We start from the raw sequence: 14,337 nt of genomic DNA on the forward strand, positions 1-14,337 counted from the left end.
GCAATGGCAACTTCCGCACACTTTGCACCGCGTGCGCACAGGTGCGCACCCTACGTGTATATCTCCCACGCCTATGGTGCCAACGCCTTTTGAAACGACTTCTAAGACTGTGCTAAGTTAGCTCGTCGAAAATACTCGCCGGCCCAACCGTTCAACCATAATCACGAAAGCCAACGCATGCCGAACTCCCGCAATCTGCTGTACCTCATCGCCGCCGTCAGCTTCGCACTGATCGGCGCGGCCCTCTACCTCCAGCACGTCCAGGACATGCTGCCCTGCCCGCTGTGCGTGATCCAGCGCTACCTGTTCCTCGCGGTCGGCGTGTGCGCCCTGGTCGGCGCCGCCAGCGGCAAGATCAGGGCCGCGGCCGGCCTGGCCCTGATCGGCGCGCTGGGCGGACTGGGCGTGGTGGGCAAGCACCTGTACGTGCTGGCCCATCCCGGCTTTTCGTGCGGGATCGACCCGATGGAAACCGCCCTCAACAAAATCCCGACCGCGACCATGATGCCATGGGTGTTCCGCGCCGACGGCCTGTGCGAGAACGCGCAGGGCACCCTGCTCGGCCTGTCGATCCCGCAGTGGTCGGCGGTGTGGTTCACGATCCTTACGCTGTCGCTGGTGTGGGTGCTGGCGCGCCGCACCCGATGAACATCGCACCCGGCGCCACCATCGGCGCGTTGCAGGCCACGCTGCCGCTGGACCCGCTGGAAAACCGCATCCTGCTGCAGGAGGCGCTTGGATTATCGCGCGTGGCCCTGATCACGCAGTCGGAGCGAGCGCTCACATCCGACGAAGCTGGCCGCCTCGCGGCGCTCGTTCAGCGGCGCATCGAAGGCGAACCGATCGCCTACATCGTCGGCCAGCGCGAATTCTTCGGCCTTAACTTCAAGGTCAGCCCTGCGGTGCTGATCCCGCGCCCGGATACCGAATTGATCGTCGAACTGGCGATCGAGCGCCTGGCGCCGCAGGGACGGCTGCTCGACATGGGCACCGGCAGCGGGGCCATCGCGGTGTCGGTCGCGCACACGCGCGCGGACGCACAGGTGACCGCGCTCGACGTGAGCGAGGCGGCGCTGGAGGTGGCGCGCGCCAATGCGCTGGCCAATGGCGCGAACGTGCGCTTCCTGCAAAGCGACTGGTTCGCCGCCCTGGCGGACGAACAGTTCGAAATCGTCGCCTCCAACCCACCCTACATCGCCGCCGGGGATGAGCACCTGTCGCAGGGCGACTTGCGGTTCGAACCGATCGGCGCGCTCACCGATCATGCGGACGGCTTGTCGGCGCTTTCGATCATCATCAATGGCGCCAGACGCCACCTGGTGGAAGGAGGCTGGCTGCTGCTCGAACACGGTTACGACCAGGCCGCGCAGGTACGAGCGTCGCTGGCTGCCGCAGGCTACGCCGAGGTGCAAAGCTGGCGCGACCTGGCCGGCATCGAGCGCGTGAGCGGCGCCAGGCTGGTCCGGGTAGGCTGATCCGCCCGCCCAGCCCGGCGCTGGCATTCGTGACGTTTTGCTAAAATCCGCTGCTTTTTTTCTTGACATCCGCATGCGCCGACTGATCGCCCTCCTCGTACTGTTTGCCCCGCTGGCGGCAGGGGCCGTGGACACCACGGACGAGCAGGCGCGCGCGCTGTTCGAAAGCGACTGGCAGTGGCGCATGCAGCGCCAGCCGGAATACGCGACCGCGGTGGGCGACCATCGGTACGACGCCACCCTGTCCGACACCTCGCTTGCCGCCAGCCGCGATGCCGCCGCCCACGACAGGCAGATGCTCGAATCGATCCGCCAGATAGACCGCGGCCAGCTCGACGGCCAGGACCTGGTCTCCTACGACCTGTTCGTCCACGACAAGGAGCGCAGGCTGGCCGGCACCGCCATCTACCCCTACGATCCGCAGCCGGTCACCGCGCAGGACGGCATCCAGGTCGGCCTGCCGCAGCTGGTTGCCCAGATGCCGTTCGCGAGCGAAACCGACTACCGCAACTACATCGCACGCCTTAACGCGCTGCCGCGCCATGTGGATGGCCTGATCGAACAGATGCGCGAAGGGATGCGCACCGGCTGGACCGCGCCCAAGGTCCTGATGGCGCCGGTGCCCGCCATGCTGCGCGATTTGCGCGAACACCTGCTTGACGGCAGCGTCGGCGCGCCGCTGCGCCGCATCCCGGGCACGATCCCCAGGGAGGTGCGCGACGAGCTGCTCGCGGCCGGGCGCAGCGCGCTGGAGAAAAGCGCGGCGCCGGCGCTGCAGAAGCTGGAAGACTTCATCCGCACCGATTACCTGCCCGCGGCGCGCGACTCGATCGCGGCCAGCGCCCTGCCCGGCGGCGCCGCCTGGTACGGCTTTTTGGTCGCGCGGGCTACCGACAGCACCATGAGCGCCGCCGACATCAACGCGCTCGGGCGCAAGGAGGTCGCGCGCATCCGCGAGGCCATGCAGGCCACCATCAAGCGCACCGGTTTTCGCGGCGACTTCGCCCAGTTCGTGGCGTTCGCGCGCAGCGACCCGCGCCTGTTCTACAAGGATCCGGAAACGCTGCTGGCCCGCTATCGCCGCACCATCGAACGCGCCAGCGCCCAGCTGCCGGCGCTGGCCACCACCCTTCCGCAAGAGGAGATCGTGGTCAAGCCGATGCAGGAGACCGGCGCACAGCGCCAGGGCGCGGCCTATTACGAGGCCGCCACCGCCGACACGCCGGCCGCGCTGGTGGTCAACACATGGCGCCTCTCCGCGCAGCCGATATGGATGATCGAGTCCCTGACCCTGCACGAGGCGCTGCCGGGCCACCACCTGCAGGTGGCGCGCGCGCACGAGCTGGCCGGTTTGCCGAGCTTTCGCCGCTTCGCCTGGTACCCGGCCTTCGGCGAAGGCTGGGCCACCTATGCCGAGACGCTCGGCCCGCAGATCGGCTTTTACAAGGACGCCTTCTCCACCTTCGGTCATCAGAACGAGCAGTTGCTGCGAGCCGCGCGCCTGGTGGTCGACACCGGAATCCACGCGCTGGGCTGGTCGCGCCAGCAGGCGATCGACTACCTGAACGCGAACACCGCCAACCCGCCTCCTGATAACGAGATCGAGGTCGACCGCTACATCGCCCACCCCGGCCAGGCGCTCGGCTACAAGATCGGACAGCTGCGCATCCAGGCCCTGCGCGAGAAGGCGCAGGCCGCGCTCGGCCCGCGGTTCGACGAGCGGCGGTTCCACGATGCGGTGCTGGGCGACGGCGCGCTGCCGCTGCCGCTGCTGGAGGAACAGGTCGGGCGCTGGATCGCCGCACAGGACGCGCTGCCCCCAGCCCAGCCACCACCCGGCCCCGGCAACGATACTGGGCAGGAATAGGGGCCCGCCGACGCGCTTGGCATTTTTCGGTTACTCTCTGCTCCACAGCGAATTAAGCAGTATGAGAAAGGAAACATCCAGTGTCGAATCTGTTGACCCGCCGCCTGGCCCTACTGGACGACGACGCCCACCGCCCCCTGCTCGGTCAGGGCCTGCGCGGCATCGAACGCGAGACCTTGCGCATCGATAAACAAGGCCGCCTTGCCCGGACCCCGCACCCGGAACAACTGGGCTCGGCCCTGACTCACCCGCAGATCACCACTGACTACGCCGAGGCACTTCTTGAGTTCATCACCCCGGCCGAGCATGACATCGCGCTGACGCTGCACAAGCTCGACGCGATCCACCGTTTCGCGTATTCCCGGCTGGGCGACGAAATGATCTGGAGCGAATCGATGCCGTGCGAGCTGCCGCCTGACGACGAGATCGAGATCGCGTGGTACGGCAAGTCGAACATCGGCATGCTCAAGCACGTGTACCGGCGCGGCCTGGCGCTGCGCTACGGCAAGGCCATGCAATGCATCGCGGGCATCCACTACAACTACTCGCTGCCCGACAAGCTGTGGCAGCTGCTGCAGGTGAACGAGGGCATCCTGGAAGAGCGGCGCCGTCCGCTGCGCGACTTCCAGTCCGAAGCCTACATCGCGACCATCCGCAACTTCCGCCGCCACAGCTGGCTGCTGATGTACCTGTTCGGCGCCTCGCCGACGCTCTCCAAGAGCTTCCTGCGCGGCCGGGCCCACAACCTGGAAGCCCTGTCCGACGACACGCTCTACCTGCCCTTTGCTACCAGCCTGCGCATGAGCGACCTGGGTTACCAGAACGACGCCCAGTCGGGCCTGCGCCCGCACGAGAACAGCCTGGAGAGCTACGTCACCAGCCTGATGGACGCGGTGAACCGCCCGTACGCGCCGTACGCGACGATCGGCACCAAGAAGGACGGCGAGTGGATCCAGCTCTCGACCAATGTTCTGCAGATCGAGAACGAGTACTACTCGACGATTCGTCCCAAGCGCGTGATCCGTACCGGCGAGCGCCCGGTGCAGGCGCTGTGCAACCGCGGGGTGCAGTACATCGAGGTGCGCTGCCTGGACATCGACCCGTTCGAGCCGATCGGCATCAGCCTGGAGACCGGCCGCTTCCTGGACGCCTTCCTGCTGTACTGCGCGCTGGAGGAGAGCCCGAGCATCAGCCCGCTCGAAGGCCAGGTCCACGCCCGCAATTTCGCCCGCACCGTCAAGGAGGGCCGCCGCCCTGGACTGACCCTCACCCGTGGCGAACAGGAAGTGCCGCTGCGCGAATGGGCACTGGAACTGATCGAATGTATCCGCCCGCTGGCCAGGCTGCTGGACGACCAGCACAACGAAGGCGCGGTGCACGAGGCGAGCCTCGCGATCCAGAAGGCCAAGATCGAGGACCCCGACAAGACGCCGTCGGCGCGCGTGCTCGAAGAAGTGCGCGAGCTCGGCTCGAGCGCAAAGTTCGGCCTGCGCCAGAGCGAGCTGCATGCGGCCTACTTCCGCGAAAGCCCCTTGATGCCGGCCGAAGAGGCAATGTTCAACGAAATGGCGAGCATCTCGCTGGCCGAGCAGACGGTCATCGAGCAAAGCGACAACGTCGAGTTCGACGACTTTGTCGCGGCCTACAACAGCAGTACACTGTGCGGCAACACCTAGCCGCGAGGACGCCTTGCTCACCTTTTACAACGAACACCACAGCGAGCACCGCGGCCGCTTCGAAATCTTCCGCGGCCAGCTGGTTCCCTGTTTCGAAAAGCCTGAGCGGGCCGACCTGGTCCTGAAAGAGTTGGAGCGACGCCGCCTTGGGCGCATCGTCAGGCCGCATGGCGTGCCGCTGATGTCGCTCGAACGTGTGCACAGTCCGCGCTACCTGCACTTCCTGCGCAGCGCCTGGAGCGAGTGGATCGCGCTTGACCCGGCTAATGCCGAGAAGGACGCCTTCCCCGCTGTCTGGCCGGTGCGCACGCTGCGCGACGACATCGAACCGGACAACTTCTGCGCGCGCCTGGGCCTGTATTCGATGGACAGCGGCACCCCATTCACCAGCGGCACCTGGATCGCGGCCAAGACCGGAGCCGACTGCGCGGTCAACGCCGCGCACGCGCTGCGCCTGGGCGAGCGCGCCAGCTTTGCCCTGACCCGCCCGCCCGGCCACCATGCCGGCGCCGATTTCTTCGGCGGCTACTGCTTCCTGAACAACGCGGCACTGGCCGCGCAGCACCTGCTGGACGATGGCGCCAGGCGGGTCGCGATCCTCGACATCGACTACCACCACGGCAACGGCACGCAGAGTATCTTCTACGGCCGCAATGACGTGCTGTTCATCTCGATCCACGGCGACCCGAAGAGCGAATACCCGTTCTACCTGGGGCATGCCGACGAAACTGGCGCAGGCGCGGGGCTGGGCTACAACATGAACCTGCCGCTGCCCGCCGGGGCCACGGTGGCGCAGTGGTTCGCGGCGCTGGAGACGGCCTGTATCAAGTTGGCGTCGTATGCGCCGGACGCGCTGGTGGTCTCACTAGGCGTGGACACCTTCGCCGGCGATCCGATCTCGCGCTTTGCGCTGCAGGGCGGCGATTTTTTGCGCATCGGCGAGCGCATCGCGCACCTGAAGCTGCCGACCGCGTTCGTATTCGAGGGCGGCTACGCGGTGGCGGAGGTGGGCGTGAACGTGGTCAACGTGCTCGAAGGTTTCGAGACGGCGGCATGATGGAACACTGACCGGAATTTGCAATGATTGAATGGCTGTACAGCAGCTTCGCGGCCCTGGGCCCGGCTGAACTCTACGAAGTGCTGGCCCAGCGCCAGCAGGTATTCATCCTGGAGCAGGCTTGCCTGTATCCGGACCTCGACGGGCTGGATGCGAACGCGCACCACCTGCTTGGCTGGCGCATGGCCGACGGCAGGCGCGAACTGGCGGCCTACCTGCGCGTGCTGGCGCCGGGCGCCAAGTATGATGAGGCGTCGCTGGGCCGCGTGATGACGACGCAGGCGGCGCGCGGCCTTGGCCTTGGGCGCGAGCTGGTCGCGCGCGGCGTCGGCTATGTCGAACAGCTGTACCCGGGCCACCGAATCCGGATCGGCGCCCAGGCCTACCTCGAGAACTTCTACCAAAGCTTCGGGTTCCGCACCATTTCAGAGCCGTACGACGAGGACGGCATCCTGCATATCGACATGCTGCGCTGAATGTTCGTAATCCGCTGCTCGCGTGAGAGGCGGATATTCATGCTGAGTCATCGAAGCCAAGGGTCATACATTCTATCCCCGCCAACTGCGCCATCTCACTTCTTGCAGATCAACGAGTTACCATCGCTGAGCAGGACGAGCGGCAGCGGGAGCAGTTGACGCGCCAGTTGTACAAATCCACCGTCGTTCACGCGAAGGGGCCGCGCGCTATGCGACGCTCCCTGAGTACTGCGCCGCGTTCTTTACATATGTAAAAAATGCGGGGCACCTCTTTTCCCCGAGGACCGCGACAGGAACTATCGAGACTGCCTAAGTGAAGCGGCAATTCGTCTCTTGCACTGACACAGCGCTCTTACCTAAAGCTATAGTCGACCGACAGAATTCTCCCTTCGTAGCCACACAACTCAGATCTTTTTTGAGCGTCCCATGTTGGTCGGGCTGTGAATTTCTGCATAAATGGTCGATACGAATTTGAGCGCTGCGCAAAGCCAGTGCCAGTCCAAATCACCCGTTTTCGTTGTCGTCTGACTTGATCTTTTAGAGCGCGTTCGGCCGGTCTGTCGAGGTATAACGCCGCAGGCGTCGTCGTATCCGATCAAGAAATTGACCGATATCGGATGTGACAGGCGCACCCCTCGGAACTCCGTTAAGATTTGTCAAGCTCATCTAGCATCCTAGAATCCAAGGACTAATTGCGAGCTCTTGCCGGCCACCTGCCCAAGTCCAGTCCAATCGCCGTCTGGTCGTTAGCGCAAGAGTTCCGAATGCACTGTCATCGCGGCATTTCGTCCAATTCTTGCTTGCGCAGCTTGTTCCTTGACAGGTGTCTGCCGGTTTGAAACGTGGTGATTGTGCAGCAATCTCACCATCGATCAGGAGGGGGAAACGAAACAGACTGAGTTCGAGCCATTATCAAGCAGCGGCAAGTGCGCCGTTGACGAATCAACAATAGTTTTGAAAATAAGAATCCCTACGGAGACAAAGTTATGCATCAAACGACGTCCGGACAGTACCGGCTTAAGCAGATAAGTTATGCCGTATCACTCGCATTGGCTGCACTCGTCGCCGGTAATGTGGCGTGGGCCCAGGAAAAGCCGACGGAGCAACCGACGGAAACTGCCACGCAAACGGGCGAGATGACCACGGTGGTGGTGAGCACGCGCCGCTCGCAGCAGTCGGGCATCGAGCGCAAGAAAAACGCCGCCACAGCGATCGACTCGATCGTCGCAGAAGACGTCGGCTCCCTGCCCGACCGTAACATCGGCGAGGCAATTTCGCGCATGTCCGGCGTCGCGCTGGACCGCGGCGACTTCGGCGAGGGCGTCACGGTCGCCGTGCGCGGCAACAGCCCGGACCTGACCCGCGTCGAGATCGACGGCCAGGCGGTGCAGTCGGCCAACAACACCGGCAGCAGCGGCCGCGCCACCGAATTCCGCCAGCTGTCGGCAGACCTGATCAAGAGCGTGGACGTGGTCAAGGGCTCGACCGCCGACATGGTCGAGGGGTCGCTGGGCGGTGGGATCGTCATCAAGACCCGCACGGGCCTGGACTTCAAGGAGCCGTTCGTCTCGGTGCGTGTGGCCGGAACCAATAACAACCTGAACAAGAAGTGGCAGCCTGACACCAACGTCATCTTGTCCCGCAAATTCCTGGATAACCGCCTCGGCGTGATCCTGAATGCATCCAAGTCGACCCTGGCCAACGAGCAGCACCAGATGCAGGTCGCGACCAGCTCGGCGCAAGGCTACGCCCGCGCGATCGATTTCGACAATTCGCCGGAAAAGACCTTCACGTTCAATCCGAGCACGCTGAACATGGACGATCCGGCATCGACCACGCCGATCGGCACCGGGGTCGGATCAGTCGGCATCTTCCCGTACACTACGGGCACCGGCAGCTATTCGACCCATTCGCCGCTGGAGATCCTGACCATGTCTGCGGCGGCCAAGACCAAGGCCGACTGCTACGCGGCCTTCCCGCAGCTGACCACCGGCGACGCCTCGTTGAAGAACATCAGCTCGAGCAACCGCACCACGGCGGTGAACGCGCGCCAGAACGAACTGATCACCTGCCTGAACCAGTGGAACGACTACACCCCGTCGCTGATTCGCAACCGGATCACCCGCGAAAACGACAAACGCCAGGACCTCGACCTGCGCGCCGACTTCAAGGTGAACAATGAGCTGACGGTGTACGCCAAGGGCAGCTACTCGAAGCGCGCCACCGAGAAAAACACGTCGTACCTGAACCTGGGCGGCCTGAACACCAATGTGTCCAAGACCTACGTCGATACGAACGGCGTGCGCACCGTCGCTCCAGGCGCTACCGGCTACTACCTGTACCCGGGCAACCCCAGCTACGTGAGCGGAGTGCCGACGCAGGGCACGGTCGCCAACGTGGACCCGGCGAGCGTCAAGGTCGACTCCAGCCACCACGTCACCAGCTTCACCTTCACCGACGGCAGCGCCGGCGTCGACCAGATCTACATGCACGACTCGACCGTCACCAACTATTTCCAGACCGGCGGCACCTGGCGCCACGGTCCGCTGTTGGCCGAGTTCCTGGTCGGCGATGCCCGCTCGCGCTATTCGTCCGAAAGCTTCCGCACTTCGTTCAGCGCCAACTACGGTTCGGCGACGTTGAGCGTGCAGCCGAACGGCTTGTGGTCCTACACCTTCCCGCAGGGCACGAACTTCAACCTGTACAACGCGGCCAACTACGTGACGCTCGCGCAGCCGGACAAGTCGAGCGCCGTCTCTGCCGGCGGTACCTTCATCAATGCCGTGCCGGCCTACAGCCAGGCCCAGCAGCCGCTGCTGACCAACTCGCAGCCGCAGTTGACATACGATCCGAAAGTGACCAACACGGAGGAACGCACCGCCAAGGCAGACTTTAGGCTTGCATTGCCCAAGGAGTTTCCGTTCCTGACCCGCCTCAAGTCGGGCATCAACTTCCGCGACACCAGATACGATTCCTGGGGCGGCGGCGGCTATCAGCAAAATACGAGCCCGAACGTCTACGTGAACACCGCCCTTGTCCGCAGCACCCTGGTAGGTTGCCAGGACACCGCCGGGTCGCTGGGCGCGGGCGGCAACAAGTGCCAGTATGGCTATGTGCCGAGCAACCGTTACGACAGCCAGCAGTCGGGCACGGTCACCGTAACGCCGGCGCAGCTCCAGGACATGATCGCTCAGTCGCTCTCGGGCAACATGACCAATACCTCGCTGTTCAGCGGCGCGAAGGGCCAGTTCGGCGGCGCGGCGACCAACTGGCCGAACATCGACGTACAAAAACTGTTCGCCTTGACCGGCGCCCCGAACTTCAACATGAACTGCATCTACACCTGCCTGGGCACCGACGGCAAGACGTATGCGCAGCCAGTGACCAGGATGAGCGAACGCTCCGCGGCGCTCTACCTGATGGGCGACTACACCATCGACCACATCCCGTTCACCAGCCGCTCGCTGCCGTTCGGCTGGGAGATCGATGGCAACATCGGCTACCGCTATGTACGCACCAAGGTGCACGGCGTCGGCAATATGGCGTTCCAGTCGATCACCCGCACGGCGGCCTTCGACCCGGCCAACCCGAACGCGCCGGCCGGCATCAACGACGTGACGGTGTCGACCAATACCGCGGTGGACGCCACCACGCACGACTTCCTGCCGATCTATAACGCGGCGATGTGGGTGGTGCCGAACCAGGTCGTGGTGCGCTACAACCGCGCCCGCAACGTCGCCCGTCCGCCGGTTACGCGCATGCTGCCTTCGGGCCTGTGCCGCTACGACGAGCGCGTCGATGCGGCTGGAACCCAGACTTGCACCAAGACGGTCGGCAACCCGGCCCTGCAAGCCCAGAAGAACCTGAACCAGAACTGGAGCACGGAATACTATCCGAACAAGGATACGATGTTCTCGCTGTCTTACTTCAAGCAGCAAGGAATCGTCGGCGCATCGCTGGTGCAGACCGTCAATGGCACGCTGGGCCTGGCGCTGGTCGACCCGACCACCGGCAAGGTGCTGACCGACCTGCCGTTCTCCTTCCCGACCTACGAGAATGGCGTTCCGACCACCCGCACCGGCTATGAGTTCGGGACCAAGACCGCGTTCACCTTCCTGCCGTGGCGCCTGAAGTACCTCGGCTTCGACGGCAACTACACGAAGCTGGGCTCGGTAACCTCGACCCAGAACATCGTGGACCTGCTGTCCGGCACCCCGATGCCGCCGCTGCGCGAATCGAAGTTCCAGTACAACTGGGCAGTCTGGTACGACGACGGCCGCTTCCAGGCCCGCGTCGCGGTGCAGGGCGTGGCCAGCTACTTCAACAATATCGCCGGTTCGAGCAGCAATTACATCAACAACTACCCGAACGCCAGCGGCAACGCCCGTCCGCCGGCATATAACCCGGGTTCGCCGAACTTCAAGGATGCGACCCGCTACATCGATGCCAAGATCTCGTACAAGATCTCGCGCAACTTTGAAGTGTTCGCCGAGGGCCGCAACCTGGGCAATGCAACCACCAGCAACAGCCAGGGTTCCTACGTGCCGTTCGCGGACGGCACCCCGAGCATCCTGGACTACAGCTACGCCGGTCGCAAGATGATGGTCGGCGTGAACTACCGCAACTAAGCAATAGCGCGGGAATCCCATCAAGAACGACCTGGCGACAGGTCGTTCTTTTTATGGTGAAAACGATTTATATGAGAACCCGACTTGCCAGTCGCTTCTCCGTTGAGAGCACGATCTACTTAGAACGGACGATGCACGGGTCCGTTCTATTGGACCATCGCCCAATGGAGTGGGAGGAGCCGCGCCACGAGAATTGGCAATGCTCATGACCCGACTGCATCCATTTACCGCGTTATTTCAGCAGTCCCGACTTGCCCGGATCGGGCATCTTCCACGCGACCACGAAGGCCAGCGCGCACATCCCGCTCACGTACCAGTAGAAGTTCTGCTCCACGCCGGCCTGCTTGAACCACAGCGCCACGTACTCGGCCGAGCCGCCGAAGATCGCGTTGGCGACCGCGTACGACAGGCCGACGCCCAGCGCGCGCACCTCGACCGGGAACATCTCGGCCTTGATCAGGCCGCTGATCGACGTGTACAGGCTGACGATCGCCAGCGCCGCGATGATCAACAGGCCGGCCAGCACCGGGCTCTTGACCCCGGCTAGCGCGAACATGATCGGCGCCGTGCAGATCGTGGCCAGGCCACCGAACCACAGCATCGAGGTACGGCGGCCGATGCGGTCGGACAGCGCGCCGAACAGCGGCTGCATGGCCATGTAGACCAGCAGCGCGACGGTCATGACCGCGCTCGCGGTCGGCTTGCTCATGCCCGCGGTGTTGACCAGGTACTTCTGCATGTAGGTGGTGAACGCGTAGAAGATCAGCGAGCCGCCGGCGGTAAAGCCGAGCACCGTGACGAAGGCGCGCTTATGCTTGAGCAGGGTCGACATGCGGCCCGCGCCTTCGCTCTGGCGCTCGGACGCGGTGGTGGTTTCGGCCAGCGAACGGCGCAGGTACAACGAAATGAGCGCGGAGGCGGCGCCGATCACGAACGGGATGCGCCAGCCCCAGGCCTTGAGCTCGGCTTCCGACAGCAGCGCCTGCAGGACGACCATCACCAGCACCGCCGCCAGCTGGCCGCCGATCAGGGTCACGTACTGGAACGACGCGAAAAAGCCGCGACGGCCCGGCTCGGCCACCTCGCTCATGTAGGTGGCGCTGGTGCCGTATTCGCCGCCGACCGACAGGCCCTGGAACAGGCGCGCCAGCAGCAGCAGCGCCGGCGCCAGCGTGCCGATCTGCGCGTGGGTCGGCATCACGGCGATCATCAGCGAGCCGAAGCACATCATCAGCACCGAGATCATCATCGAATTGCGGCGTCCCCAGCGGTCTGCGATGCGGCCGAACAGCCAGCCGCCGACCGGGCGCATCAGGAAGCCGGCGGCGAAGATGCCGGCGGTTTGGAGCAGCTGGACCGTCGGGTTATCCTTGGGGAAGAACGCCGCCGAGAAATATAGTGCGGAAAACGCGTAGATGTAGAAGTCGAACCATTCGACCAGGTTACCCGACGAGGCGCCGACGATTGCGAGAATCCTTTGTGTCGACGTGAGCTGCTGGAGCTGCTGCGGGGTCATGCTGTCTTGCCTTGCCATTCGTGTCTCCGAAAATCCGGTAGAAAAACCGCGGCCCAGGACCTGGGACCGCTTGAGAATCGGTGCATGCTGCCCGCCGCCGCACCTGCGGTGCGCGGCGCACAGCGCCCGGCACCACGGGTCAGGTTATTGAATCGCCATCCGATTGTCGTAGGTTGAAGGGGAATCTGGCGCGCGAGCACGCGCCGGCGCAGTTGCGGGCGCATGGCGCCTGGCCGAGGCCGCCGGCGGCCGCGCGGGGATGCACGGCGACGCGTGTGGTCGGCGACCTGGAAAACTTGTCAATCACGATGAACCTCCCCGGCGCCATGTGATACGAAATGCGAAGGGGCAGCCGGAATCCTGAGTCGGAAATTATGGGCGATTGCTGAACGGCAGTCCACATCGTTCAACATCTCTGTGTGAACAAGCCTGGCCAGTTGATACCGCGAGGTATGCCGAGAACCGAAACATTTCGTCACGTAAGGATAGTGACGCCATGCCATAATCCGTCAACCTCATTCTCAAGCAAGGCGATCATGGCGACCAACGATACCTCCACCCGCTACGGCAGCGTGTCCCGTTTCAACCACTGGCTGGGCGCCTTGCTGGTGCTGGCACTGCTGGGAATTGGCCTGTATTTCGGGGAGCTGCCGCGCGGCGACGCGCGCAAGTTCTGGCGCGGCCTGCATGTTGCGATCGGTACCGTGGGGGCGCTGTTCCTGCTGTGGCGCGTGGTGTGGCGCCTGCGCGCGACCTCGCCACGGGCGCTGCCGCAGGCGCCGGCGCTGCACCTGTTTTCAAAAGTCGTGCACGTGCTGATGCTGGCGGCGATCGCGGTAATGGCGGTGACCGGCCCGCTCTCCATCTGGAGCGCCGGCCGGCCGCTGACGGTGTTCAGCCTGGTCAGCATTCCGAGCCCGTTCGGCGCGTTCCGTTCCTGGCACGTCCCGCTGGAGCAAATCCACGGCTTCACCGCCTATGCGCTGATCGTGCTGATCGTGCTGCACCTCCTGGGCGTGGTCAAACACCAGTTCATCGACCGCGACAACATCCTGGCGCGGATGGCGGGGCGTGGTTAGCCGCGCGGGCCAACAAGGCTACAAGACGTAAAAAAACCCGCCACGAGGCGGGTTTTTTTTGGGTGATGCGGTTTACTCGACCTTGGTCAGCTCGATCTCGAATACCAGGCCGGCGTTCGGCGGAATCTTCGGCCAGTTGCCGGTGTTTTTGTAGGCCAGGCTGGACGGAATCTCCACCTTACGCTTGCCGCCCACTTTCATGCCGGTTACGCCCTGGTCGAAGCCCGGGATCACTTCGCCCACGCCGACCTTGAAGAAAAAGCCGCCGGTTTCGAACTGTACGCCCTTGTGGTCGGACTTCGAGGTGTCGTACAGCCAGCCGGTGTAAGTCACAGTCGCGGTCTTGCCGGTGGTGGCTTCGGTACCGGTGCCGACCACGATATCGGTCTTGGTAAGTTGTGCCGGGTCGCCAGTGCTGACGGGCATGTTCGCGTTGCTGTCGTTGCCACCACCACCACCGCAGGCGGTCAGGCTCAGCATGGCGACGAAGGCGGCGATCAAGGGATACTTCAATTTCATGGCGTGTCTTTCTTTGCAGTAAGGTGGCAGAAGTATAACAACGA

At 64.1% G+C, this 14,337-nt stretch carries 10 protein-coding genes; 8 read left to right on the forward strand and 2 right to left on the reverse strand.

Annotated features, from left to right (window positions below):
* Positions 1 to 177 precede the first annotated feature (177 nt).
* The 7 genes from E4O92_RS09025 (at position 178) to E4O92_RS09055 (ending at position 11,179) form a co-directional block, all read left to right on the forward strand.
* On the forward strand, positions 178 to 648 hold the full coding sequence (locus E4O92_RS09025) for a disulfide bond formation protein B (RefSeq protein ID WP_135189443.1): 471 nt from the start codon (positions 178 to 180) through the stop codon (positions 646 to 648).
* Entirely contained in the window at positions 645 to 1,475 is an 831-nt protein-coding gene (gene prmC / locus E4O92_RS09030; RefSeq protein ID WP_135189444.1) for a peptide chain release factor N(5)-glutamine methyltransferase, read from the forward strand. The genes E4O92_RS09025 and prmC overlap by 4 nt, the downstream gene beginning before the upstream one ends.
* 73 nt (positions 1,476 to 1,548) lie before the next feature.
* Entirely contained in the window at positions 1,549 to 3,342 is a 1,794-nt protein-coding gene (locus E4O92_RS09035; RefSeq protein ID WP_135189445.1) for a DUF885 domain-containing protein, read from the forward strand.
* Positions 3,343 to 3,422: 80 nt separating this feature from the next.
* Positions 3,423 to 5,018 (forward strand): glutamate--cysteine ligase, encoded by a 1,596-nt coding sequence (gene gshA / locus E4O92_RS09040; protein ID WP_135189446.1) that lies wholly within the window; start codon positions 3,423 to 3,425, stop codon positions 5,016 to 5,018.
* 13 nt (positions 5,019 to 5,031) lie between these two features.
* Positions 5,032 to 6,075 (forward strand): histone deacetylase family protein, encoded by a 1,044-nt coding sequence (locus E4O92_RS09045; protein WP_135189447.1) that lies wholly within the window; start codon positions 5,032 to 5,034, stop codon positions 6,073 to 6,075.
* Between the two features lie 23 nt (positions 6,076 to 6,098).
* Positions 6,099 to 6,551 (forward strand): GNAT family N-acetyltransferase, encoded by a 453-nt coding sequence (locus tag E4O92_RS09050; protein WP_135189448.1) that lies wholly within the window; start codon positions 6,099 to 6,101, stop codon positions 6,549 to 6,551.
* Between the two features lie 986 nt (positions 6,552 to 7,537).
* On the forward strand, positions 7,538 to 11,179 hold the full coding sequence (locus E4O92_RS09055) for a TonB-dependent receptor (RefSeq protein ID WP_135189449.1): 3,642 nt from the start codon (positions 7,538 to 7,540) through the stop codon (positions 11,177 to 11,179).
* 232 nt (positions 11,180 to 11,411) lie between these two features.
* Here E4O92_RS09055 and E4O92_RS09060 read toward each other — a convergent pair whose 3' ends face one another.
* Positions 11,412 to 12,695, reverse strand: a complete 1,284-nt coding sequence (locus tag E4O92_RS09060; protein WP_135189468.1) for an MFS family transporter — start codon at positions 12,693 to 12,695, stop codon at positions 11,412 to 11,414.
* A 536-nt stretch (positions 12,696 to 13,231) separates the two neighbouring features.
* Here E4O92_RS09060 and E4O92_RS09065 point away from each other — a divergent pair.
* Positions 13,232 to 13,774, forward strand: coding sequence for a cytochrome b (locus E4O92_RS09065; protein ID WP_167759741.1), 543 nt, complete (start codon positions 13,232 to 13,234; stop codon positions 13,772 to 13,774).
* Positions 13,775 to 13,846: 72 nt separating this feature from the next.
* Here E4O92_RS09065 and E4O92_RS09070 read toward each other — a convergent pair whose 3' ends face one another.
* Positions 13,847 to 14,293: an FKBP-type peptidyl-prolyl cis-trans isomerase gene (locus E4O92_RS09070; protein WP_135189451.1), complete on the reverse strand. Its 447-nt coding sequence runs from the start codon at positions 14,291 to 14,293 to the stop codon at positions 13,847 to 13,849.
* Positions 14,294 to 14,337: the final 44 nt, after the last annotated feature.

The organism is Massilia horti, from assembly GCF_004614195.1.
Taxonomy (GTDB): domain Bacteria; phylum Pseudomonadota; class Gammaproteobacteria; order Burkholderiales; family Burkholderiaceae_D; genus Telluria; species Telluria horti.

Bases quoted from the DNA above. Each gene is read 5' to 3' on its own strand.
- E4O92_RS09025 (WP_135189443.1), top strand. From the start codon at position 178: ATGCCGAACTCCCGCAATCTGCTGTACCTCATCGCCGCCGTCAGCTTC.
- prmC (WP_135189444.1), top strand. From the start codon at position 645: ATGAACATCGCACCCGGCGCCACCATCGGCGCGTTGCAGGCCACGCTG.
- E4O92_RS09035 (WP_135189445.1), top strand. From the start codon at position 1,549: ATGCGCCGACTGATCGCCCTCCTCGTACTGTTTGCCCCGCTGGCGGCA.
- E4O92_RS09050 (WP_135189448.1), top strand. From the start codon at position 6,099: ATGATTGAATGGCTGTACAGCAGCTTCGCGGCCCTGGGCCCGGCTGAA.
- E4O92_RS09055 (WP_135189449.1), top strand. From the start codon at position 7,538: ATGCATCAAACGACGTCCGGACAGTACCGGCTTAAGCAGATAAGTTAT.
- E4O92_RS09060 (WP_135189468.1), bottom strand. From the start codon at position 12,695: ATGACCCCGCAGCAGCTCCAGCAGCTCACGTCGACACAAAGGATTCTC.
- E4O92_RS09065 (WP_167759741.1), top strand. From the start codon at position 13,232: ATGGCGACCAACGATACCTCCACCCGCTACGGCAGCGTGTCCCGTTTC.
- E4O92_RS09070 (WP_135189451.1), bottom strand. From the start codon at position 14,293: ATGAAATTGAAGTATCCCTTGATCGCCGCCTTCGTCGCCATGCTGAGC.